We start from the raw sequence: 23956 nt of genomic DNA, 5'->3' as shown, positions 1-23956 counted from the left end.
TTACCGTTTGCCCGTCAGGTGATACCTGCCAACTTCTTTTCCATCGTCCAGCAGCATGGTCAGGTGCAGGTCTTTCCGGTCTGCCTTTAGCCTGATCAGTGTCCGGGTGCCGTCTTTTGAGCCTCCGCCAATGATGATCGGGTAGTTGTGCTGGCCCGCAACCGGTTCGTGAACACCGTATTTGTGCGTATGGCCGCTGATGCACAAATCGACCTTGTGTTTATTGAACAGGGGCGTAAAAAGTTGCTGGCAATGCATGGGGCCATGCCAGTTGTTGTGGTGATGGGTCGGAATGTGCATAAAAACCACCCGGAATTTAGCTTTCCTGTACGCGGCACTTTGCATGACCTGATCCACCCAGCGGGCCTGTTCTTCGCGGTAGGCGTCGAAATCAACGATGCCCGCGTACACTGGCTCGCTGTCCGGCTTGTCTTCGCCGGTGTCAATCACGGTAAAATGAACCGGCCCCCAGGTGTAGCTATAATAGTGTTTGCCCTGTGGATTGGTGAAATACTGGTGGATTTCACCCCGGTATTTGCCGCGCGTTTCGTGATTGCCCCGAACAAACAGAAACGGTTTCTCCTTCGCGAAACCGGCTGAACACGGCTTCAGGAGGTGGTCAATCAGTTGTTTCTCATTGGTTTGGTAATCGAAAAGGTCACCGTTCAGAAAAACAAAATCAAATGGATCATTGCCCTTCAAACTCAGCAGGTGCGTGATGGTGTCGGGCCGGTCGTGAACGTCATTCAGCACCAGACAGCTTACGGCGTTGGCCTGTTCATTCGGTACCGTAAAGCTCAGCAGACTGCTTTCAAGGGTATTGCCGTAGGTGAGTTTATACGGTTTGAACTCGGTAATTTCTTTGGAAAAAACCCGGTACCGGTAAGTGGTGCCAGGTTTTAGGCCGGTGAGGGTGATTTTATTGATCCGGTTGTAGGCGTCAACCAGACCGTCGGTAACGCTGTGCGCTTTTTGGCCGAGCGATTCATTCTCCCCGTGTTCGACCCAGCTGTAGGACGGCAGATTGGTGATCCACATCACCGTCATGGAGCCTGGCCCGGTGTATTGGAGATACGGTTCGCTCAAAAAAATGTGCCCATTTGCCGGATTGGGCGAGTGCAACGACGGATTTTGGGCCAGGGCCGATGCGGGCAGGACGCTACTCAGCGCGCTCGTTGCGCCAAGACCAGTCGCCGATTTCAGAAAAGACCGTCGATTCGTCGATTGTTTGGGAGTATTCATGATGTAGGAAAATGCGGCAGTAGGCCATTGAAAACCGCTTCCCAAATCCGATATAGGTTTCAGATTCGTAAGCGGTTTTCAATGCCGGATGGCTCTTCTTTACGGACGGATAATGGTTCCGTCGGCTTTCCGAACCTGCCAGTTCGATTTGGTCGTGATGGGGTACTTTGCCGCTTCCTTCTCGTTGATGTCCACGCCCAGTCCCGGTGCTTCGTTGACCGACATGTAGCCTTTGTTCATCGTTGGGCAGCCGCTGAACACTTCTTTCATCTTATCCGAAAACTGCACGGCTTCCTGAATGCCGAAATTCCAGACGGCCAGATCGATGTGGGCATGGGCCGAGTGGCCAACCGGCGATACGTCGCCCGGACCGTGCCAGGCCGTGCGGATGTTGAACCATTCACCCAGCCGTGCTACCTTCATCGCGGGCGTGATTCCACCAATCTGCGAAACGTGAATCCGGATGAAATCGAACCATTGATTTACCATTGGCTCCTTGAACTCGTTGATGTTGTTGAACAACTCGCCCATCGCAATGGGTACCGAAGTGACCTGACGCAGCTGCGCGAACCACTTCATGTTTTCGGGCGAGAACGGATCTTCGATGAAAAACGGCCGGTAGTCTTCCAGTTTTTTGATCATATTGATGGCGTCGATCGGCTGAACGCGCTCGTGAATGTCGTGCAGCAATTCGACCTCCTCACCGCATTGTTTACGGACTACGTCAAACATTTTCGGTACCGATTTCAAGTAGAGCTGCTCGTTCATGTAATTGTCGGTAGTTCCCCCAAAACCGGCCGCTTTGAAGTCGGGTTGGCTGTTGCTCGCATTGGCCCCCACGGCCCCGTAACCACCCTGCTGGATGCGAATGTGTTTATAGCCCTGCTCCATGAATTTTTTCACGCTTTCGGCAGCCGCTTCGGGGGTGTTACCGCCCGCGTGGGTATAGCACGGAATGGCAAACCGGGCTTTTCCGCCCAGCAGTTGATACACCGGCATATTCGCCCGTTTGCCCTTGATGTCCCACAACGCCTGATCCAGCCCGGAGAGCGCGTTGTTCAGCACCGGGCCATTGCGCCAGTAGGAGCTGACGTAAGCGGCCTGCCACATATCCTCGATGTTATCCACATCTTTGCCCACACAAAACTCGTTGAGGTACGTATTGATGGCCACAATGACCACGGCGGCACGTTGCGTAAACGTTGCGCAGCCCAGGCCGTATAATCCCGGTTCGGTGGTTTCGACTTTGACAACGATCAGGTTGGAGCCCTGCGGAGCGGTGGCGATGGCTTTGACCGATTTGATTTTGACGGGAGCCAGCCCTTTGGCGTATTGGGGAGTACCCTGCCGTTCGCGGGCTTCAGCGTTAGAAATACCTCCGAACAAGCCCAGTAAACCCGCCGAGGAGCCAAAACCTATTTTTTTCAACGTCTCGCGACGGCTATTCCATTCGGCGGAGTTTTCGATTTCTTTCATGATTCAGGAGTTAAAGGTTTACTGACAAAATGTATTTATAAAAGCACAGAATTGGGTTTCGTTACTGTTTGCGGTTCATGGCAAGGCAAAGGCGATATAGGAGCCGCCCGGCTTGTGTCCGTTTTTTACTCCACCAGCCGCAATGACAATGTATTGCTTTCCACCCACTTCATACGTGATCGGCGTAGCAAAACCGCCCGCCGGGAGCTGGTATTCCCAGACAACTTTTCCCGTTTTTTTGTCGAAGGCCCGGATGCGTTCGTCTTTGGTTCCGGCAATGAAAATCAACCCTCCCGCCGTCACAATCGGACCGCCGTAATTTTCGGTCCCTGTGATGGGAATACCCTTTTTGGTCAGTTCGGGAAATTCGCCCAGCGGAACCCGCCAAAGGTATTCGCCGGTATTCAGGTCGATGGCGTTCAAAGTTCCCCAGGGCGGTTTGACGGCGGGGTAACCGTCTGGATCAAAGAAACGCGTATAGCCATTATTGATGTAGGGTGGAATGTACGGAAACTCGGCACGTTGATCCTTTTGAGTCAAAACCGGAGCATTATGCTGATCCTGACTTTCGGACGGTTTGGATTCGGGCGCTTTGGTGTCGGCATTGAGAAGATACCGAATGAGGGTGAAGCGGTCCTGGTCGGAAATATGCTGGAACGACGGCATTCGACCCCGGCCGGATTTCAGCACGGCGTTGATATCGGGCGCGGAAAGCCGTTTGCCAATGTCAATCAGGCTTGGATATTCCTGGCCACTGCCTTTGCGATCGGGTCCGTGGCAGGCCATGCAATTGGCCTGATAGAGCGTTTTCCCTTTCGAGGCAATTTCGGCGTTCCGGGTCGCCAGGTCCGACATTTTCAGGTCCCAGACCATTTCGTTCGAATTCTGGTACAGAATTCCGTCCGGATCCGACGCGTTGCCACCCCATTCGGCGCCACCGCCAATTCCGAAAAACAACGTTCCTTCCAGGCTGGGTGGCATAAACTTGTCACCGTGACGGGTTTTCAAAAACCGTTCCTTAACGAATTTGTGCGCTTCGGGCGTCCGGTCTGTGATGTCGCTTTCGGTAAAAACCTGCCGGGCAAAGGGTGCGGGCTTGAGCGGAAATTTCTGGGTCGGCCACGGCACCTCGCCGGGCAGGGCGGGCGAAGTCGGCACGTTGCGTTCTTCCACCGGAAACAGGGATTCGCCGGTATCGCGATTCAGAACGTACACCAGTCCGTCTTTGGTGGTCTGCGCCACGGCATCGACCAGCCGACCATTGTGCTTCACCGTCATCAGGTTGGGCGGACACGGGAGGTCGCGGTCCCAGAGGTCGTGGTGAATGGTCTGGTAAAACCACTTCATCTTGCCGGTTTCTACATCCAGCGCCAGAATGCAATCGGAATACAGATTTTGGCCCGCGCGAATACCGCCGTAGAAATCGACGGACGGCGAACCGGTTCCGAAGTAAACGGTCTTCCGCTTTTCGTCAAGAACCATACCGGCCCAGTTGTTGGCACCACCAATGCGTTTGTACGCATCTTTCGGCCAGGTTTCGTAGCCCGGTTCGCCCGGTTGCGGAATGGTATGAAAAACCCAGCGGACGTTGCCGGTACGAATGTCGAACCCACGAACATGGCCCGGGGCTGCGTCGCCCTGCTCCGAAACCGCCGACCCCAACACCAGAATGTCTTTGTAAATAACACCCGGCGTGGTAGACGTTACCGATACCTTGCTCAAATCCCGCTTCGATTCGTCGTCGAGCCCCAGCCGCAAGTCCACTTCGCCGTTGGTGCCAAACGTGGCTACAGGTTCACCCGTCAGGGCGTTGAGGGCGTAAAGTGTCGATCCGGCGGTATACAGAATGCGTTTGTCGGCCCCACTTTCCCAGTACATGACGCCCCGGCTCTGATTAAAGCGTGGTGATTTGTTTTTAAATGGGTCGAAAAGCCAGCGTTGTTTACCGGTGTTGGCATCCAGCGCAAACACCTTCAGCATGGGCGTTGTTCCGTACAGAAACCCATTGACGACAATAGGTTGACACTGAATTTCCAATTGTCGTCCGGCGGTACCATCGGCTCCGGCGGCATTGTACGTCCAGGCCACTTTCAGGTTTTTGACGTTTCGGAGGTTAATCTGATTGAGGGACGAATAACGGTTTCCGGCGTTGTTTCCGCCGTAGGTTGGCCAATCCTTCCCGCCCGGCTGATCGGTGCTGATTCCTTCCCGAATGGGCGCGATGGCCGAGCTCAGGAACCACAATCCCACTACAATTACTAAGGCATATTTCATGGTATATGCTGGAAAACTTGGCAATGGTTTAAACGGTCTTACTTAGCCGACGCCCCGGTCGGGAGCTCATAAAATTCGTACGCGATTTGCCAGTTGAACGTCTGGCCCGGTTCGGCTTTGAGCTGGATATACGGTTCGGGACAAACCGTAGTTGGAATGGACCAGAACGCCAGTTGGACAATCGGTTTGTCGCCCACCACCCGTACACCGGAACCGCTTTTACGGTTTTCAACGCGGAAGTTGTAATCACTAGCCGAGTCGCCGAAACCGGTCAGGTAACAGTGTGTACTTTCGCCTTTGGGCAATTCTTTCAAATAAATGAAACGGTTTTTCTGAATATCGGCCAGTGTACCGATGCCGCGCGAGGGTTTCACCTGAAGCTGGAAGGGAAACGTAACCGATACGTCTGGTCCGGTGGGCTGGTTGTCCATTACAAAAAAATTGTGGTTATACACCGTCGTCGTAATGGTTTTGGGGCCAGTATTTTTCAGGCTATGTTCCAGCACCAGCGTGGGTTTTCCTTTTAAAAGCCTGACGGTTTTCTGGTATACGTAGGAATAGCCAGCCGCATCAGTTAGCTCATGGGTAAAAACGACCCGATCTTTATTAGGTTTTACAGTCCATTTTCCGGCATTGACGATGGGGTATGGGGTTGCAAAACGATACGGACTATCTTTGGTTTTGCGCAGCGAACCCACGCCAATTTTCAGAAAGTCTTCACCAACGCTTGCGGCATCGTACCCAATGGGCGTAAACTCTTCCACCGGGCCGCTGATGGCGTCGTGGAGTTTCGGGTCGTACTTCTCAAACCATTGACCGAAATAGGAATGATCCTTGTAATGCAGGCTGGCCATCACACCCGACCAGTCGAAGCGGACGCCCTGATAATACCCGTTCACCGAATCCGGCAGATACAGTTTGGCCCGAATGATGCCGTTGGTGATCTCGGCTTCGGGAAAAGGCCGTACTACGGTGATACTCGCAAACCCGATTAGTACAGTGAGAAAAAAGAGGATTTTCTTCATAAATCGACATAGAAACCCTGCGATTGAAAAAACGGAGCAGCGCAGAACGGCTGCTCCGTTCGAAATCCGTTGAAGGATTGATCTGGCACTCGACCAATTTAAACCTATAAGGCCTTGGAGATGGGTCGCCCAGAAGGGGTCGCCTAAACCTTGCAGGTTCAATTAATTTTTAGTATCCCGGATTTTGCTTCATGCTGACATTCGAGTTGATTTCATCAATCGGAATCGGCTGGGCGTAATCGGTAGCTTCCCATTGAATGGTCCCGCCCCGAACCCGTTGGTAATAAGCGGCTTCCTGCGGGCCAAGCTGCCAGCGTCGAACATCAATCCACCAGTGGCCTTCCCCGAACAATTCGGCCCAGCGCTCGTACTTGAGCGGATCGTTTTTCAGGACCGGATCGGGTGCTTTTGTTGCGTCCGTCAGGGTTTTGTAATCAACCGGAGATGCGGCATTGACTGGATACCCGTACGCGCGTCGTTTCACCTTGTTGATATATTCCAGCGCGTTGGCGTTGTCGCCGGTTCGGGTGAGCGTTTCGGCGTAGAGCAGGTAGACATCGGCCAGTCGCAGGAGCAGAATGTTGTTTCCGTTCGCCATATTCACCTCCGTTTCGGTGGCATCGATGGTCAGGTACTTGCGAAAACTCCAGGCTTCCATATCCATCTCGGTGATATCGAGGAAATGCGAAAGCGGCCGTTTGCGGGTACTGACCACCATGCTATCCACGTAAGGTTGCCAGCAGGCGACCCACAAACGCGGATCGACGGTTTTGTTCCGGCGGGCTTGCAGCGACCGGGTAACATACGCCGGATCAAGATTGGTTGCCAGCGGCTGCGTTGTACCGGCTTTGAAATAGTGACCTTCATTAAATCCGAAACGGGCGATGTTTTTGGCGTGCGGAAAAACGTTCGACCAGGCCGACGCTGCGGGCAGGTTATTGTCGCCCACGTAAGTAGGAGCCAGCACCATGCCCATGCTCGAACCCATTGAATTGTCGGTATTCCCGCGTGCCGTCATGTCCACGTTCAGGTTCATTTCTACCAACGATTCGGAATTGAATTCGTTTTTGCCGTTGAACATGTCTTTGTACACATCAAACGAAACCAGCGATTTGCCACTGTTGGTGATCACATCGGCCAGTGCGGTTTTTGCGTTGTTCCAATCCTGCGTATACACGTAGGCTTTGCCCAGCGCAGCTTTAACGCCCCAGCCGCTAATCTTGTGCTTTTCATTCGCACCCGGCCAGGTTTTGCCCGCGAGCAGGGTTTCGGCGTCTTTCAGGTCTTTGATGATGAAATCCCAGACCTCCTTCACCGTAGCCCGCGACACCTGCGTCTGGTCGAGGCTCGTGGCGGCTTCGGTAATAATGGGTACGCCCAGCTTATCACCGCCCTGGTTGTTGATAATGAAGGCTTCTCCCCAGATCGTGATCAGGTGTTGGTAATACCAGGACCGCAGAAATAGCGCCTGCCCTTTGATAAAATCGAGGGCTTTTTTATCGGCGTCCGACGTTGCCTTGGGGCGAAATTTTTCGATGTTAACCAACAGTGTATTAGCCCGTTGAACTCCTCTCCAGGTATCTCTCCAGGTTTCTGAGAGAAAACCGTCGTTGGGCTGCGAGTTGTTTTGGCCCAGCTGGATCCAGGTGGGGGTGCCCTGCCAGCTTAAGTCGGCGGTATGATCCCACATGTAAAAGCCTTTGCCATAGATATTATGCCCGAAAAGGCCCGCCGAGTGCTGATTGCCATAAACGCCCGTCAGCAATTGCTCCAGGTCCGTTAGCGTATTGGGGTAGTTGTTCGTTGACAAGGCCCCCGGGTTGGTCACATCAATGAAATCTTCCTTACAGCCGCCCAAACCGATGAGCGCTATAAAGAGGGTTATTTTCAGGAATGGCTTCATGCTATGAAATATCGTTTTTCAACTTGTTAGGTCTGATGATTAAAAACTCGCGTCGATACCCAGCGATAGGAGGGTTGTACGCGGGTAGGAGTAGATAGCGTCGATACCGCGTTCGGTGGTTCCGTTACGTCCGAGTACTTCTGGGTCCAGCCCGGTATAACCGGTGAGGGTCATCAGGTTTTGGCCCTGAACATACACGCGAAGGCTACTCATTTTGACTTTTTTCATCACAGCAGCCGGAATGGTATAACCGATCTGCAAATTGCGCAGCTTCAGGTACGCACCGTTTTCGACGTAATAATCCGAGATACGGGTGTAATTGGAATTGGGATCACGGATGTAGTTGCCGGATGCATCGACGTAGCCTACCCGCGGACGGTCGGTCAAACCGCCCCCGTTGAAGAACGAGGTTTTGAAAATATCGCCCGTGGTGTTGTAGTCGCCCACAAAGAATTGCGTGTAGTAGCGGTTGGCGTTGTAAATATCCAGTCCCTGCACACCCTGGAAGAGGGCCGACAGATCAAACCCTTTCCAACCCAGATTCAGCGTCAAACCGTAGGTCATTTTGGGCCACGGATTTCCAACGTAGGTTTTATCATCGATGGTGATTCGGCCGTCACCGTTGATGTCCCTGAAACGAAGGTCACCCGCGCCGGTTCCGGCGGCCTGGTAAAAAACACCTGTTGTTGGTCGGCCAGCGGCTGCCGCTTTTTCCTGAGCCTGCCGGTTCAGAGCTGCCACTTCAGCGTCACTCTGGAAAATACCCTCTGTGACATACCCGAAATACTGACTCAGCGGATAACCCGCCTGTGTCCGGGCAATGGTACTTTCCAGGTAGTCGCCCCCCGAACCAGCGTTGATGGGGTTGTTGTTGGTTCCGCTCAATTGCTTCACCAGGTTCCGGTTGAACGCGGCATTGGCGGCAATGCTGTACGTAAAGCTGCCTTTTTTGCCCCGATAATCGACGGCTATCTCGATTCCTTTGTTGCTCATCTGACCAATGTTGGTGTAGACGTTAGAACCCGCGAAGCCTGCCGAACGGGGAACCGGCACCTGGTAGATCATGTCTTCCGTCTGGCGGCTGTACCAGTCAATTACCAGGTTCAACTGGTTGTTGAACAGGCCAATATCAGCACCAACATCGGTTTGCCGGACTTCTTCCCATTTGATGTTTTCGTTGGGCAACTGGGCCGTCAAAGCGTACCCTTTCGCGCGGCTGCCGTCTGGCAAACCGTGGATGTTTGTACCGCCGGTACCGCCGTAAGAAGCCTGATAGGTAAATTGCGGAATGTTGCTGGTGCTTCCCAGTTTTCCGTAGCTGGCCCGCAGTTTGAGGGTCGAAATCACCGGAATGTCACGCATAAAGGCCTCGTCAGTTACGCGCCAGCCCACCGAGAAAGATGGAAACACCCCCCAGCGGTTGGCCGGACCGAAGCGGTCGGAACCATCCCGGCGCACGTTCGCGGTAAACAGGTACTTTCCTGCATACGTATAATTAATCCGGCCAAACTGCGAGAGTAACCGGGTTTGGGGGTATTCGCCCCCGCCGGCCCGGTAGGTGCTTGGGTCGGTACTTAGTCCAAGGTTGTACGTGATAATCTGAAAACCCTGCGCTTCGGCGTTTAAGCTGCTGAGGTCCTGCTGGTAAGCCTCGTAACCTGCCATTGCTTTAAATTCATGCTGACCAACGGTTTTGTCGTACGTCAAAACGAAGTTGGCAGTCAGATTCCGCTGGTTGGTTTGTTCCCGGCTTAGGTAAGCAATGGGGTTACGCACAACGCCAAAGTCGTGGGCTTCCCGAAACGTATAATTCCGACCGCTATAAATCGAGGCTCCGAAGGTTGAGCGGAAATTCAGACCGTTCGTAATTTCCCAATCCGCGTAAATATTTCCTTCCAGCGCATACTGTTCGTTCAGCCGGTGGTGCGTATATTCCCACCCTACCGGATTCGGACCCGTGAAGAACGAACCGGTTTTAGCCCAGCCGCCGTACGGGTTGGTTTCGTCGCGAACGGCGATCAGCGGAGCCGATCGAAACGGATAGGTAGTTGTTTGCGTTGGGTTGGTACTGGTTTTCCAGGCGAACAGCGTTTCGCCGATCTTAAACCGTTTGTTGATTTTGAAATCCGCATTGGAGCGAAGCCCGTAACGCTCAAACGAGTTGTCGATGATCGTACCGTCTTCGCGCTGGTAGTTGGCCGATAGGTAATAGTTGGCTTTGGCCGAAGCGCCAGCCAGTGAAAGCGAATAACTCTGTTCTTTGCCGTTCCGGAAAATTTCGTCGCTCCAATCGGTATTTGGTAAGGTTGCCGGATCGCCCCAGCCGTTTGTATTAACACCGAAAGCCTTTTTGGCGGTAATATAGTCTGCCGTATTCAGCATTTGATAAAGGTTTCGGGGTTGCCGAACACCATAGTAGGCGTTGAAGTTGATGTTCATTTTGTCCATCTGCGTGCCTCGTTTGGTGGTTACCAATACCACACCACCAGCTGCCTGGGCGCCGTAAATAGCGGCTGCACTGGCGTCTTTCAACACCTCGATGGATTCGACATCCTGCAGGTTGAAGTTGTTACCGGCTCCCATCCGAATCCCGTCGACGATGTAGAGCGGAGCCATCCCACCAATGGAACCAACGCCCCGGATAACGATGTCGGAGCCACCGCCTGGGGTTCCGTCCGGACGCGTTACCTGCACCCCGGCGGCCCGGCCCTGCAAGGCTTCGTTGACGCTGCGAACGGGCAGGTTTTTAATTTCATTGGCTTTGACGGACGAAACGGAACCTGTTAGATCCGAGCGTTTCTGGGTACCGTACCCCACCACCACTACTTCACTGAGGTTTTTGGTGTCGGTGATCAGACTAATGTTGATCTCGGTACGGTTATCAACGGCGATTTCCTGTGAGGTGTAACCGACAAAGCTGAACACCAGAATGGCATCGCCGGGAAGGAGCGTCATTTTGTATTGACCGTTTCCGTCTGTGGTAGTACCTCGCGTGGTGCCTTTTACCACCACGCTAACCCCGGGTAACCGGGCACCGGTTTCATCGGAAACCGAACCCGTGATCGTTTGATCAACGGCGGCTGCATCCTGCTTCCGCAGGATTTCATCGGCAGAAGGCAGCGGTCGAGGTTCCAGATTGAGGATGATCTGTCGGCCTTTTACCTGATAGTTCAGGTCCAGCGGTTTGAGTAATTTATTCAGAATTTCGCCCAGCGGCTGGTTGTTAGCATTGAACGTCACCCGTTGATTTAATTGAACCAGGGTGGAACGATAGGCAAAGCGAACGTCGGTCTGCTTACCTAACTGGTTCAATACGGTCCGTACCGGTTGGTTATTCACCTGGATGGTAACGCGTTGGTCCATGATTCGCTGCGCTTCGACCGGGCGGGCCAAAGCCAGTCCGGTGAAGATCGCTGCCAGGAGTAACTGGTAGAAAGTCAATTTCATAAAGCTACGCAACAGGCTAAGCGGTTGTCGAAGTTTTTTCATACTTTTGCTTGTTTTTTGGCTGTTTGGGGTTACAAATGGACAAAAAAATCCCTGAATCATCCTGCATGGGTTGATCGGAAAGGGGCTTGTTAGGGTCAATGATGCTGGTACCATCATTGACCTTTTTTCGTAAAGTGAGGTTACTTGATCATAGGCAGACGGGCTTAGCTATAGAGATGGGTTTGGAATAAGAAATTAGACAAGGTTTAGGAATAGGATACTTTATTGACAGCCTTTGCTGGTAATCACAATCTGACCATCCAGCACTTCATACGAGGCTCCGATGGTCTGGCTGATCACATCCAGCCGTTCCATCAGATTCTCTTCATTGAATGTGACATTCACCAGGCAGGCCGCCAGCGCATCTTCGTCGAAGAGGAGCTTTACGCCGTACGTTTTTTCCAGGCTTGAAAACACGCGTGCAACCGGAGCATCTTCAAATACCTGTTCGCGGCTGGGCCGGTTGGCGATCAAAACCGCCGGTGTTTCTACCAACGCTTTCACCAAACGGTTTTCGTCCAGGTTGTAGGTCATTTGCTGATTCGGGGTCAACACCACGCCTTCAACCCGGCGAAGGCCCGACCGTTGGGCTTTTTCATAGTCTTTCTGCGAATACACCGACACCCGGCCCGTTTTCACCATTACCGTTACATCTTTTTCTTTGCAATAAGCGCGCACTAAGAAACTGGTTCCCAGTACTTTGGTGACGGTTCGGTTGGCGTAAATCAGAAACGGTTTTTCGGGGTTTTTAACCACATCGAAGAAGGCTTCTCCGCTGAGGTAAACCGTTCGGGTATTGGTATCAAAATGGTGTGGATAACTCAGTCGGCTTTTGGGATTCAGCGTTACTACGCTTCCATCGCTTAGTAAGACATTAATGGCTTTGGTACCGGTATTGATTTTCTCCTGGAGTGGAACCGTCGTTGCTGTTTTGGTTAAGTATTCGTACGAGTTGGGCGTTGGTTTCGGGGTACGGTTTAGATAATACCAGACGCTCAGAGCGACCAGCAGAACAGAGGCCGCTGCGGACCAGCGCCACCAATGTTGTTGAAGTGGCATAACCGGTAGATCATTCTGTTCTTCCAGCTCGGCCTCCCGGCGTTCGGCGGCTCGACTGACAAGCTGGTTTAGTTCCAGTGTTAATCGTTCGTCGGTAGCATCGTCCTGATAATGCTTGTATAACGCACAAACTAATTCCTGCGCTTGCCGAACTACATCGGCACGATCCGGATTTTGAGCCAGCCACCGCTCCCAGAATTGACTAGTTTGCGGAGTGGAGTCCAGAGCCCATTGCCGAAACGACTCATCGAACAGGAAGTCTTCTGCTTCGTACGTTCTGTAATTAATCATTGAGTAAATAGTATTCTTAGGCTTCTAAATCCATAGTGTAGCCTTCCGATCGCTCATACTCAAAAAAAAGTAAAATTATTTTAGGGGAGAATTCAATTGGAGATGGTTAGAATCTGAACAGAAGCAATTCCAACAGCACCGGGATCATACTGGACGACCATTGACTGCGGAGTTCCTTGAAAGTGCGGTGCAGCAAGTTGGCCACGCTTTGCCGCTCCAGCCCCATGATCTGGGCAATTTCGTGGTTGTTCAGGTTTTGGTAAAACCGCAGATAAAGCACTTCCTGCTGGCGTTTGGAGAGCGATGCCATGAGCTGATGGAGTAAGCGGGTTTGCTCGGTATGCTCTTCATGTTCAATGATTTGCTGCTCAACAGAATCATCGGCCGGTAACAGCGTCGGGCCCGACTCGTCGAGGTGAATGGGGTGCTGTTGCGGAAGGAGTTTTAACAGTTTGTAGCGCAGGGCTTTCAGCAGGTACGTTTTAACAAAAACGGCATCGCCGACGGTCGTACGGTGGTCCCACAGTTCCAGCAGCAAATCCTGGATCGTGTCCCAAACCAGCTCAGAATCCGTAGTGAGCCGCAGACCGTAATTGTAAAGACTCCGGTAATGCACCTGAGCCAGTTCGCCAAAGGCCAGTTCATCACCGGCCTTGAAGCGCTGCCAGAGCTCTTGAGGAGTAAGGTTTTTATAATCTGTGGCCAAAAAACGTTCCAAGCGATAGAGTGTGTTGTCACGTGCTCACTACTGTAAGTCAAATGTACGGTTATTTTACTTTTAGGATGGTACTTTGCTGGTTAATTCTATAATTAAAAGAATTTAAAATATACTGATTCGGATAAGACGTTTATCAAAAACAGTTAGACGGTTTTCAATAACCTGACAGTTGGCTAACTTTGACAAATTATCAAGCTCAGAAACACAGGTCATTAGTAGAAAATCGACCTCATTCAGTATCGCCATACCATGAATAATCGCTTTAAAACATGGCTCAAGCGCGTCGGTTGGCTGGGCTTCCTCTTCTTTCTTATCAAAGGCCTGCTCTGGCTAATTATTCCTTATTTAATTGCTAAAGGCGTCTTTTCGAAGTAAAACCGCATTGCAAAGGCATTTCCCGATAACATAATCACGTTTACAGGGTTTATTGGATACAACAAATAGCCGGCAGTTGCCGCCGTAAACTACTTTTTTAGGCCAAATTGATCCGTTGCTCAACATTTGTCGTCTAAAGTTCGTATTGGTTTGTGTAACGATATTGAAAAAAAGATAGACAAAAGGCTATCCGGAGACAGATAAAAGGAACGTGAAAAAATTTCTGACGGTTTTTTTTCTTGCCATTCTGGCGTTGATTTTTCTGGTACTTGGTTTTCTCGGGGTTGTTGCAACAACAACGTGGGGCCAGGAATTTGTTACCCGTCAGGTCAATAATTACCTAGCTGGAAAAATCAAAAGCCCCTTCCGGATCGGTCGGATTACGTACGACATTCCAGATTACATTAGTCTGGAAGATGTGCTGTTTATAACACCCAAAGGCGATACGTTGCTGGCCGGGCAGAAGCTACGCGTTGATCTGGACATGATGGGCTTGTTGAAAAACCGGGTTGCTCTAAACCAGATTGAACTGGAGAAGGTTCGGGTAAATCTCAATCGGACGCTGCCCGATACAGTTTTCAATTTTCAATACATTATTGATGCGTTTGATACCGGTGGACCCCCGCAGCCGGTTGATACGACGGCGGCTCCTTTGGACATTAGCCTGGCCGGTATTACGCTCAAAGATGTACGAATCCGCTATAAGGACGATGTCGTTGGGGCGGAGGTGGGCGCTTATGTAGATAGCCTGCGGGCAAATTTTTCCGAAACTGATGTGGCCCGGTCGAAATACCATTTGCAAACCGTTACCATCGATGGTTTGGTAGCCAATACGCGGTTATACAAAGGAATCGACACTCCTGAAACTCCCCCGACAACATCGAGCGATACACTTGACCTTCAATTAGGAAGCTGGCAGGTGAATCGTGCGCGTTGGGATGTAAACGTGGAAGAAGCTGATTTCCGGACGAACGGAGCAATTGGAAGGCTGGCGATGGAAGCCGATTACCTGTATCTGGATGGGCAGCGCCTTGGAATCAAGTCCATTGAACTAGAAAATTCGGACATTACGGCTATTTTAACCAAAGCAACGGCTAAATCGGCTGCGGCTGCGCCCGAAACCACGACATCCTCCGATGATTCGGCGGGGTGGAGAGCAAACATCGGACGGGTAGCGCTGGCCAAAAACCGCATTCGTTTTGAGGATCAGAACCAGCCCCGGCAGAAAACCGGTCTGGATTATGGCCACCTCGATTTGCAGAATTTTTCCCTGACGGCTCAGGCTCTGCAATACACTCCGCAGGTGATCGCCGGAAAATTCCGCGGAGGGCAGTTCCGCGACCAGAGCGGTTTTACGCTCCAACGGCTCGACGCCGATGTGGTCTACAGTGATACCCTTACTTCGGTGACCCGACTTTTGGTGCAGACGCCCCAGACGTTGCTGCGCGACCAGTTGATTTTGCGTTACGATTCCATCGGACAGCTGAGCCGCCCACGTGAGGCCGGGCGCGTGGGCGTTCGGGTTAATTTACGACAAAGCCGTCTGGCTGTGGCTGACATGCTGTATCTGGCTCCCTTTTTGGCCAGTACATCACCGTATTTTGCAAACCGTCAGGGAGTGATCCGGGTCAATACACTGATGCGGGGCACACTGGCGAATCTGAGTATTCCAACGTTTGAGCTGGATATGCTGTCGGGCACTCGGTTACGCGCCAGTGGCCGGTTACGGAATGTAACGGATGTGGAACGGCTGGCCATGGATATCAACCTGACGGAAGGGTCCACTCAACTCCGTGATGTTCAGCAGCTTGTTCCGAAAGGAACTTTGCCGGACTCGTTCAATATTCCGCCCAAACTTCGGCTAACGGGGCGCTTTCAGGGCGAGCTGGACAACTTAAACATGAACGCGGCTTTGCAAACCGACTGGGGAAATGTCGATTTTGATGGCAATGTGCGCGGTTTTGTTGCGGGCAAAAATCAGGCGTATCGCGGCACGCTGTCGCTGGCAAATCTGGAAGCTGGGCGTTGGCTGGGACAACAGGGAACCATTGGTAGTATTACCGCCGATGCAACGGTTGACGGGCATGGAATTGATGTCAAAACCATGCAAACCGCTTTTCGGATGAATGTTCGTCAAGCGGAGTTAATGGGGTATAACTACCAGAATTTTGCCGCTGAAGGTCGACTCGAGCAGGGAACACTCACTATGCAGAGTACGCTCAATGATCCAAACGCTCAACTTGCCCTGAACACCCAGGTCGGATTGCAACAGGAGTTTCCGAGTGTCCGGGGAAATCTGGCCATTCAGAAACTGGACGTTACCCAGCTGAAACTATACAAAGAACCGCTCAGTCTCGAAGGACGGTTACGGTTTGATTTTGCCTCTACCGATCCTACCAAACCGGTTGGTATGCTGGTTGCTCGTGAGACGGTGGTACGGTATAACGGACAGACCTATCCGCTGGATTCTTTTTACGTAAGAACCGATGTTGATGGGATTCGGAAAATAGTGGAAGCCAAGTTGCCATTCGCCAGTATGAACCTCGACGGCCAGTTTGACTACACGCGGCTGTATGACATTGCGGCCAGTGAGTTTAGCAAATACATTCAGCTGCCCGATCTGACGTACAAGCCGGTGGATCCGCCATATAGCTTCAACGTTGACATGTCGGTTCGGCAGCATCCGCTGATAAGAGCTTTTCTGCCCGCCTTAACCCGTTTGGATCCCGTTACCCTGCGAGCGTACGTAGACAACGTACGTGATACTACCTTTGCCGCTTCGTTGCGGGGTGGGGTGATCGAATACGATAGCACACAGCTCCAGGGTATTACAATGAATCTGGCGGGGGTTAACGGAAAGTTGGGAATAACGGGGCAAATCAATGCAGCCAGTGCAAGCGGCATTCGTTTGAACACCACAAAATTGAATGCCGAAGCCATCAAAAACACGTTATGGTTTGAAGTGGAAACCGACGATTCAACGGGTCGGGCGTGGTATGGAGCATCGGGCAATCTGGCAATTGCCGATCGGGCGTACCAGTTTCGGTTCAATCCGGATGGGCTGCTGACCAATTACCAGCGCTGGACGAGTGATACAACTGGTTACATTCAGTACAGTGAGGAAGGCATTGTGGCCGACCGGTTCTTGCTCCAGACCGGAGCGCAAAAGATTCTGGTCAACAGCATTGCGAAACAGCCCAATGCGCCGATGGAAGTGATCGTCGAAAACATTGATCTGACGAATATGGCCCGACTCGCCAATCAGGATACGACGCTGGTAGGGGGCACGCTGAACGGCGATGTTATGCTGCGGAATGTGATGACCAATCTTTCGTTTACCGGCAATGTGTCGGTTGATAGTCTGAACGTCATGGCAAAGCCGATTGGGAATCTGACGGCCAAGTTTGAAAATACAACGGAACAACGGATTTCGACCGAAATAGAACTGGTGGGTTCGGGCAACCGGGCCCGGGTGGCAGGATTTTATAAAGCGTCTGATCCGGCCAATGCACTGGACTTCAAAATCAGCCTTGATGAACTCAGTGCACAGACCATCGAAGCATTCAGTTTCGGGCAGTTACGGGAAACCAGCGGCCGTCTGCGTGGTCAGGTTGATATAACGGGTTCAACGGAACAACCCCGCCTGAACGGTTCAATGTCATTCGATTCGCTGGCGTTCAATGTCGCTTATCTGAATGCTAAATACCATATTGATAACGAAACCATCCGGTTCAACGAAAAAACCATCAGATTTCAGGATTTCAGCCTTCGGGATGCTGCCAACCGCAGTTTAACGACCAACGGAACCATCACCATCCGGGAACTCCCCGATATGGCTTACAACCTGAATGTGAAAGCGGACAAATTCCAGGTGCTGAACGCGACCCGCAAAGACAACGATCTGGCGTACGGAAATGCGGCCATTACCGCGAATCTTAACATTCGCGGCAGCGGAACCAGCCCCACGATCAACGGTTCTATCAAACTGGAAGACGAAAGTAAAATAACGATGGTGCTGCCTGATGAAAGTGCGAGCGCGAACGAAGCCCGCGAGATCGTCACATTTATCGACCACCGAGATACACTGGCGTTGCGCAAGTACCTGGTGGTTCCGAGACGAGACACCACGACGAGTAAGCTGGCTTTCCAGGATTTAAATAATGCCCAGATTGATTTAAGTCTGGAGGCCAATGAAACGTCCGAAATCACGGTCATTGTTGATGAACTCAACGGCGATAATCTGCGCATCAAGGGAAATGCGCGTCTGAATGTCGGCATCAGCCAGAGTGGAGCCATTTCGCTGCTGGGGCGGTATGATGTAACTGAAGGAGAATATTCGCTGACTTATGAGGTGCTGAAACGTACTTTCTCAATTCAGAAAGGTAGCAACCTGACCTGGACGGGCGATCCGCTTCGGGCACAACTCGACATTACGGCTATTTACCAAACCACGGCCACCCCTTCAAACCTGATAGCCAACGAAACCAGTGAACAGCTCCGGACGGCTTCCAAGCAGAAACTGCCGTTCAATGTGCTGCTGAAAATGAAAGGGTTGTTGTCGTCACCCGACATTAGCTTTGATATTAACATCCCGGAAGAAGGTTTTGTAGCCTCCCGGACGGTGATCGACGCCGTTAACTCCAAGCTAACCCAATTGCGGCAGGATCCGTCACAGCTCAATAAGCAGGTTTTTGGTCTGATGGTACTGGGGAGCTTCATTGCTGAAACCTCTTCCAGCTCGTCGGGGGGGGGCATCAATACCGAAGAAATTGCCCGGAGTAGCGTCAGCAAGATTCTTTCTGATCAGCTGGAACGGTTTGCGTCCAGTCTGCTAAAAGGCTTCGACGTCAACTTTGATCTTTTGTCTTCAAGTCAATCAGCGGGAGCAAACAACACCGTGGGCTCGCGAACGGACCTCAACGTGGGTGTATCTCGCAGTTTTCTGCAAGGACGGTTAACTGTTTCGGTAGGCCGAAATTTCGTCCTTGAAAATAATACCGGTATCAACCGGAACCCCAACGAGGTGTTTGATAATTTGTCCTTAAACTATAACCTGACCCGTGACGGGCGCTACATGCTGCGGGGCTACCGCAAGAGCGATTACCAGGCGGTTTTGGAAGGATACATCATTGAAACCGGGGTTGGTTTTGTCATTACGGTCGATTATAACCTGCTGCGAGACGTATTTCGTAAGCCAGCAGCAAATGAAAATCAATGAGAAACGGTTTAATATACAGTTTCGCTTTCCTTGCATTGACCGGTTGTCATGTGGCCCGACACATTCCGCCCGGTGAAAAATTGTACGTTGGAACGGAAATCAATGTACAGGTTGATTCGACGGTGTCTAACGGCGAAAAAGAACAGATTGAAACCCAACTGGCCGAAATGGCCCGCCCAAAACCAAATGCCAAACTGTTTGGCTACCCTTTTAAGGTAGGGTTGTATTACCTGATGGGTGAGCCTAAAAAAGAAAAGGGATTTCGGGCCTGGTTTCGGCGGAAATTCGGGGAAGAGCCGGTTTTTGCAAGCGCTAAAGCGCTATCGGCGAATGCAGCCAACTGGGTCGCTTTTCTGGAAAATGAAGGCTATTTCTGGTCAACGGCTTCGGGCCGGTTGCGAGAAAACACGGATAGCTCGAAAAGCTATCAAGCAACCGGCGTTTACAACGTTCAGGTAAAACAGCGCTACCTGATCGATTCTGTGGCTTTTCTGATGGATTCGAGTACGTTGAAGCAGCCAATGGTTGACGTCCAGAAACGTAGCCTGTTGCGAAAAGACAACCCCTATCGACTGGAAATCATTAAGCTGGAACGCGAACGGATTACGCAGGCGTTGCAACGGCAGGGTTTTTTCTACTTCCAGCCGGATTTTATTGCGGTATTGGCCGATAGTGCCCAGGGCAACCACCGAACCCGGTTATACCTGGCTCTTAAACCTGGAACACCCCCCGCGGCTTTATTACCTTATTCCGTTCGGGATATCTACGTTTACCCAAACTACAGTCTTTCGTCCAACTCACTGCAAAACGATACACTAAAAAATCAGGCGGTGCAATTTGATCGTTTTAAAATCGTAGACCCGGAAGGAACGTATAACCCCAAACTCTTTCGAGACATCATTGCCTTACGACCCGGTCGACTTTACAACAGCCGGGCCCAGGATCAAACCTTATCGCGGTTTATTAATGTGGGTTCGTTCAAGTTTGTACGAAACCGGTTTGAACCCGACCAGCAGGGCGATTCTACGGTAATGGATGTGCATTATTACCTGACGCCCTATCCCAAAAAATCGGCCCGTTTTGAACTCGCTGGAACCAGTCGTTCCAATAACCTTGTCGGTTCGCAACTAAGCCTAAACTGGCGAAATCGAAACGTACTGGGCCGCTCTGAGCTGTTTACCATCAGCGCCAATGCAGGTTTTGAGTTTTTGCTTGGCGCCCGTACAACGGGAATCACCAACTACCGTTACGGAATCCAAACCAGTTTAACGTTTCCCCGCTTGGTTTCTCCTATTCCAATCAAGCATTACGAACGTGGACAGGCGCTGCCCCAGACAACCGTTTCATTGGGGTATGATCTGATTGTACGGCGGGAATATTATAACCTGAACTCCTTTCTGACCACCTTTGGCTATAGCTGGCGGAGTAATCCTCAGTCAGAGCATGTGTTTCAGCCGATTAGCATCAACTACGTGCTGCCGTCTCACTTTGGCGAGAAGTTCTTTCTCATGGAGGACGATCCGGCTACCCGGCAGCAATATGTGAATATTCTTCGTTCCGAACAGCTGATCCTGAGCTCACTGTATACGTACAATCTGAGCTCTTCTCCCCGAAGATCTACGGCGTATACGTACCGGTTGAGTGTCAATGTCGAACCAGCCGGCAACCTGGCATCGTTGCTGACCAATAAAGTTAATGAGCTTGGGGAGGAAGTAATCTTTAACGTTCCATATTCCCAGTTTTTCCGGATGGACGTCGATAGCCGGCACTTTTTCAGGTTATCACCGGGCATGACCTGGGCCAATCGGTTGTTCGCTGGTTTTGGAATGCCTTATGGCAACTCTGATCAGCTGCCCTTTGTAAAGCAGTACTTTGTGGGAGGAGCCAACAGTATACGGGCTTTTCGGCCCCGCGCCGTTGGCCCCGGTGTTTACACCCGGAATCTGGATGGATCCGTTATTCTTCAGGATGGTGGAGGTGACATCAAGCTGGAGTTTAACACGGAACTTCGGCCCAAAATCAATAAATATTTTCAGGGAGCCCTGTTTCTGGATGTAGGGAACGTCTGGATGTATTCCGATGAGACGACCTATGGGACAGGTACTCAGTTTAAATCGGATTTTTACAAGCAACTGGCGGTCGGTACCGGGTTGGGGCTGCGACTCGATGTATCGTATTTTGTGTTGCGGTTCGACTTGGCATTTCCCCTGCGCAAACCGTGGCTACCAGAGGGGCAGCGGTGGGTATTTGACGAGATCGATCCAACCAACCGCAGCTGGCGACGCGACAACCTGATTCTGAACGTGGCTGTAGGTTATCCGTTCTAACACAGGCTTGTTGTCATTTAAAAAGACTGAGCCTCCCCAAATCGATTTGGGGAGGCTTTATTGTGTAGTGACTAATCATTCGTTCAGAATCACCCAGGACTGCATCACTACGAGCCAACGATGATGGAGGAATTCGGAGCATAGGAAAATAATAAGTCAGGCTAAAATATAACCCAGAAACCAAGCCCTTACCAAATACCGGCGTTTTAACCCGGACGCCGGTAGCTAACAAAATAATAATGGGAAGCTTCGGTAACTTCCGTAATATCAGTTTACAATAGTCTTGTTATTACACACTAATTTGCCTATCTTTGCGGTCTGATTCGCGAAAAGTGCCTTTTAATATCCAATAAACGGTTTTTCGCACTCCGATTTTGTAAATAAACTTCTGAAATAATACTTCATTATGGCAACTGATCTTCGATACCTGCGAAACATTGGTATCGCTGCCCACATCGACGCCGGTAAAACGACCACCACCGAGCGGATTCTTTACTACTCCGGGGTGAGCCACAAAATCGGCGAAGTACACGAAGGGGCTGCTACCATGGACTGGATGGAGCAGGAACAGGAACGCGGGATCACCATTACGTCGGCTGCTACCACCGTCAACTGGAAATACCGTGACCAGAACTATCATGTCAACATCATTGATACCCCGGGTCACGTTGACTTTACGGTAGAGGTAAACCGCTCCTTGCGGGTATTGGATGGTCTGGTATTTTTGTTCAGTGCGGTAGACGGTGTCGAACCACAGTCGGAAACCAACTGGCGGTTGGCCAACAACTACAACGTAGCCCGTCTGGGTTTCGTGAACAAAATGGACCGTGCCGGTGCCGACTTCCTGAATGTTGTAAATCAGGTGAAAGAAATGCTCGGCAGCAATGCTGTGCCACTGCAATTGCCAATCGGGGCCGAAGACAACTTCAAAGGAGTGGTCGATCTGGTTAACTTCCGCGGTATCCAGTGGAACGAGCACGACAAAGGAATGACCTTCCAGGAAGTGCCTATTCCGGACGATATGCTGGAAGAAGCACGTGAATGGCGTGGTAAGCTGCTCGAAGCCGTGGCAGAATACGACGAGTCATTGATGGAAAAATACTTCGAAGACGAGAACTCGATCACCGAAGATGAAATCCTGAATGCCCTGCGTCAGGCTACGATTGAAATGAAGATCGTTCCGATGTTGTGTGGTTCATCGTTCAAGAACAAAGGTGTTCAGACGATGCTCGACTATGTGATGTCGCTGCTGCCGTCTCCGCTCGATAAGCCGGAAATCAAAGGAACGAACCCGAACACGGAACAGGAAGTAGTTCGTCATCCGTCGGAGAGCGATCCATTTACGGCATTGGGCTTCAAAATTGCTACGGATCCTTATGTTGGTCGTCTGTGTTTCGTGCGGGTTTATTCAGGTGTTCTGGATTCCGGCTCGTACGTGTTGAACACACGTTCTGGAAATAAAGAGCGGATTTCGCGGATTTTCCAGATGCACGCCAACAAACAAAACCAGATCGATAAACTGCGGGCTGGTGATATTGGTGCCGTTGTTGGATTTAAAGACATCAAAACGGGTGATACCCTTTGCGATGAGAAAAACCCGATCATTCTGGAATCCATGATCTTCCCGGATCCGGTTATTGGTTATGCTATTGAGCCGAAGAAAACCGCCGATCAGGATAACTTCTCAAAAGCGATTGGTAAGCTGATCGAAGAAGATCCAACGCTGAAAGTAGAGACTGACGAAGAAACCGGCCAGACGATTATCCGCGGTATGGGCGAGCTTCACCTTGAAATCATCATCGACCGGATGCGTCGTGAATTCAAAGTGGAAGTCAATCAGGGTGCTCCACAGGTTGCTTACAAAGAGACTCTGACGAAGAACTTTGAACACCGTGAAGTATACAAAAAACAAACCGGTGGTCGTGGTAAATTCGCTGACATCGTTTTCGAAATCATGCCGGGCGAAGAAGGCAAAACCGGACTGGATTTCGTGAACGGAATCGTTGGTGGGGTTATTCCGAAAGAATTTATCCCATCTGTCGAAAAAGGTTTCCGCGAAGCCATGTCTACAGGACCGTTGGCGGGTTATCCGTTGGATTCCATGAAAGTACGGTTGTTCCACGGTTCTTTCCACGATGTTGACTCCGATTCACTCTCGTTTGAATTGGCCGCTCGTCTTGGTTTCCGTGAAGCTGCTAAACAAGCCGGTCCGAAACTACTTGAGCCAATTATGGCCGTTGAAGTTTTGACACCGGAAGAATACACAGGCCCGATTACGGGTGACCTGAACCGTCGTCGTGGTATCATGAAAGGAATGGATACTCGGGCTGGTTCACAGGTGATCAAGGCGGATGTTCCGCTCTCGGAGCTGTTTGGTTACGTAACAGATCTGCGGACGATGTCATCAGGTCGGGCAACGGCCAACCTGACGTTCTCGCATTACGAGCAAGTGCCGACCAACCTGGCGGAAGGGATCGTAGCGAAGGCCAAAGGAACTGGTAAATCTTAATTGTATTCATATGTAATGAACAGTTGAAGGCGACACTCTTCATTTTCAAC

Annotated in this window: 12 protein-coding genes; 4 read left to right on the top strand and 8 right to left on the bottom strand. The window is 51.2% G+C overall.

The genetic code is table 11. From position 1 onward, the window contains the following. From ACYVH9_RS18340 to ACYVH9_RS18305, 8 genes are all read right to left on the bottom strand, one after another. Positions 1–1242 carry a metallophosphoesterase gene (locus ACYVH9_RS18340; protein WP_460637842.1) on the bottom strand — a complete coding sequence of 414 codons (1242 nt, stop codon included), beginning with the start codon at positions 1240–1242 and terminating at the stop codon, positions 1–3. A gap of 99 nt (positions 1243–1341) precedes the next feature. Then, on the bottom strand, positions 1342–2718 hold the full coding sequence (locus tag ACYVH9_RS18335; protein WP_460637841.1) for an enolase C-terminal domain-like protein: 1377 nt from the start codon (positions 2716–2718) through the stop codon (positions 1342–1344). 75 nt (positions 2719–2793) lie between these two features. After that, complete coding sequence (locus tag ACYVH9_RS18330; protein WP_460637840.1) at positions 2794–4992, bottom strand: outer membrane protein assembly factor BamB family protein; 2199 nt, start codon at positions 4990–4992, stop codon at positions 2794–2796. Positions 4993–5030: 38 nt separating this feature from the next. Then, positions 5031–6017: a hypothetical protein gene (locus tag ACYVH9_RS18325; protein WP_460637839.1), complete on the bottom strand. Its 987-nt coding sequence runs from the start codon at positions 6015–6017 to the stop codon at positions 5031–5033. A 169-nt stretch (positions 6018–6186) separates the two neighbouring features. Beyond that, on the bottom strand, positions 6187–7920 hold the full coding sequence (locus tag ACYVH9_RS18320) for a RagB/SusD family nutrient uptake outer membrane protein (protein ID WP_460637838.1): 1734 nt from the start codon (positions 7918–7920) through the stop codon (positions 6187–6189). A gap of 39 nt (positions 7921–7959) precedes the next feature. Then, positions 7960–11409 carry a TonB-dependent receptor gene (locus tag ACYVH9_RS18315; RefSeq protein WP_460637837.1) on the bottom strand — a complete coding sequence of 1150 codons (3450 nt, stop codon included), beginning with the start codon at positions 11407–11409 and terminating at the stop codon, positions 7960–7962. A gap of 222 nt (positions 11410–11631) precedes the next feature. Continuing rightward, the gene (locus ACYVH9_RS18310; RefSeq protein ID WP_460637836.1) at positions 11632–12759 is read right to left on the bottom strand and encodes a FecR family protein; all 1128 of its coding nucleotides are present in this window, start codon (positions 12757–12759) and stop codon (positions 11632–11634) included. Positions 12760–12865: 106 nt separating this feature from the next. Beyond that, positions 12866–13477 (bottom strand): RNA polymerase sigma factor, encoded by a 612-nt coding sequence (locus ACYVH9_RS18305; protein ID WP_460637835.1) that lies wholly within the window; start codon positions 13475–13477, stop codon positions 12866–12868. A gap of 249 nt (positions 13478–13726) precedes the next feature. Here ACYVH9_RS18305 and ACYVH9_RS18300 point away from each other — a divergent pair, with 249 nt between their 5' ends. The 4 genes from ACYVH9_RS18300 to fusA all read left to right on the top strand — a co-directional run bounded on the left by ACYVH9_RS18300 (position 13727) and on the right by fusA (position 23906). Next, the gene (locus tag ACYVH9_RS18300; protein WP_265993378.1) at positions 13727–13852 is read left to right on the top strand and encodes a hypothetical protein; all 126 of its coding nucleotides are present in this window, start codon (positions 13727–13729) and stop codon (positions 13850–13852) included. Between the two features lie 211 nt (positions 13853–14063). Then, positions 14064–19070, top strand: coding sequence for a translocation/assembly module TamB domain-containing protein (locus tag ACYVH9_RS18295; protein WP_460637834.1), 5007 nt, complete (start codon positions 14064–14066; stop codon positions 19068–19070). Continuing rightward, positions 19067–21397, top strand: a complete 2331-nt coding sequence (gene tamL / locus ACYVH9_RS18290; RefSeq protein ID WP_460637833.1) for a translocation and assembly module lipoprotein TamL — start codon at positions 19067–19069, stop codon at positions 21395–21397. Before ACYVH9_RS18295 ends, tamL begins: the two co-directional genes overlap by 4 nt. A gap of 406 nt (positions 21398–21803) precedes the next feature. Then, positions 21804–23906 (top strand): elongation factor G, encoded by a 2103-nt coding sequence (fusA, locus tag ACYVH9_RS18285; RefSeq protein WP_460637832.1) that lies wholly within the window; start codon positions 21804–21806, stop codon positions 23904–23906. Positions 23907–23956: the final 50 nt, after the last annotated feature.

Source organism: Larkinella harenae (genome assembly GCF_054780515.1).
The sequence above is the reverse complement of the archived record's forward strand: the minus strand, read 5'-3'. Positions and strand labels throughout refer to the sequence as shown.

Excerpts from the sequence above, each read along its gene's own strand:
- ACYVH9_RS18340 (WP_460637842.1), bottom strand. The coding sequence starts at position 1,242 with ATGAATACTCCCAAACAATCGACGAATCGACGGTCTTTTCTGAAATCG.
- ACYVH9_RS18335 (WP_460637841.1), bottom strand. The coding sequence starts at position 2,718 with ATGAAAGAAATCGAAAACTCCGCCGAATGGAATAGCCGTCGCGAGACG.
- ACYVH9_RS18330 (WP_460637840.1), bottom strand. The coding sequence starts at position 4,992 with ATGAAATATGCCTTAGTAATTGTAGTGGGATTGTGGTTCCTGAGCTCG.
- ACYVH9_RS18325 (WP_460637839.1), bottom strand. The coding sequence starts at position 6,017 with ATGAAGAAAATCCTCTTTTTTCTCACTGTACTAATCGGGTTTGCGAGT.
- ACYVH9_RS18320 (WP_460637838.1), bottom strand. The coding sequence starts at position 7,920 with ATGAAGCCATTCCTGAAAATAACCCTCTTTATAGCGCTCATCGGTTTG.
- ACYVH9_RS18315 (WP_460637837.1), bottom strand. The coding sequence starts at position 11,409 with ATGAAAAAACTTCGACAACCGCTTAGCCTGTTGCGTAGCTTTATGAAA.
- ACYVH9_RS18310 (WP_460637836.1), bottom strand. The coding sequence starts at position 12,759 with ATGATTAATTACAGAACGTACGAAGCAGAAGACTTCCTGTTCGATGAG.
- ACYVH9_RS18300 (WP_265993378.1), top strand. The coding sequence starts at position 13,727 with ATGAATAATCGCTTTAAAACATGGCTCAAGCGCGTCGGTTGGCTGGGC.
- tamL (WP_460637833.1), top strand. The coding sequence starts at position 19,067 with ATGAGAAACGGTTTAATATACAGTTTCGCTTTCCTTGCATTGACCGGT.
- fusA (WP_460637832.1), top strand. The coding sequence starts at position 21,804 with ATGGCAACTGATCTTCGATACCTGCGAAACATTGGTATCGCTGCCCAC.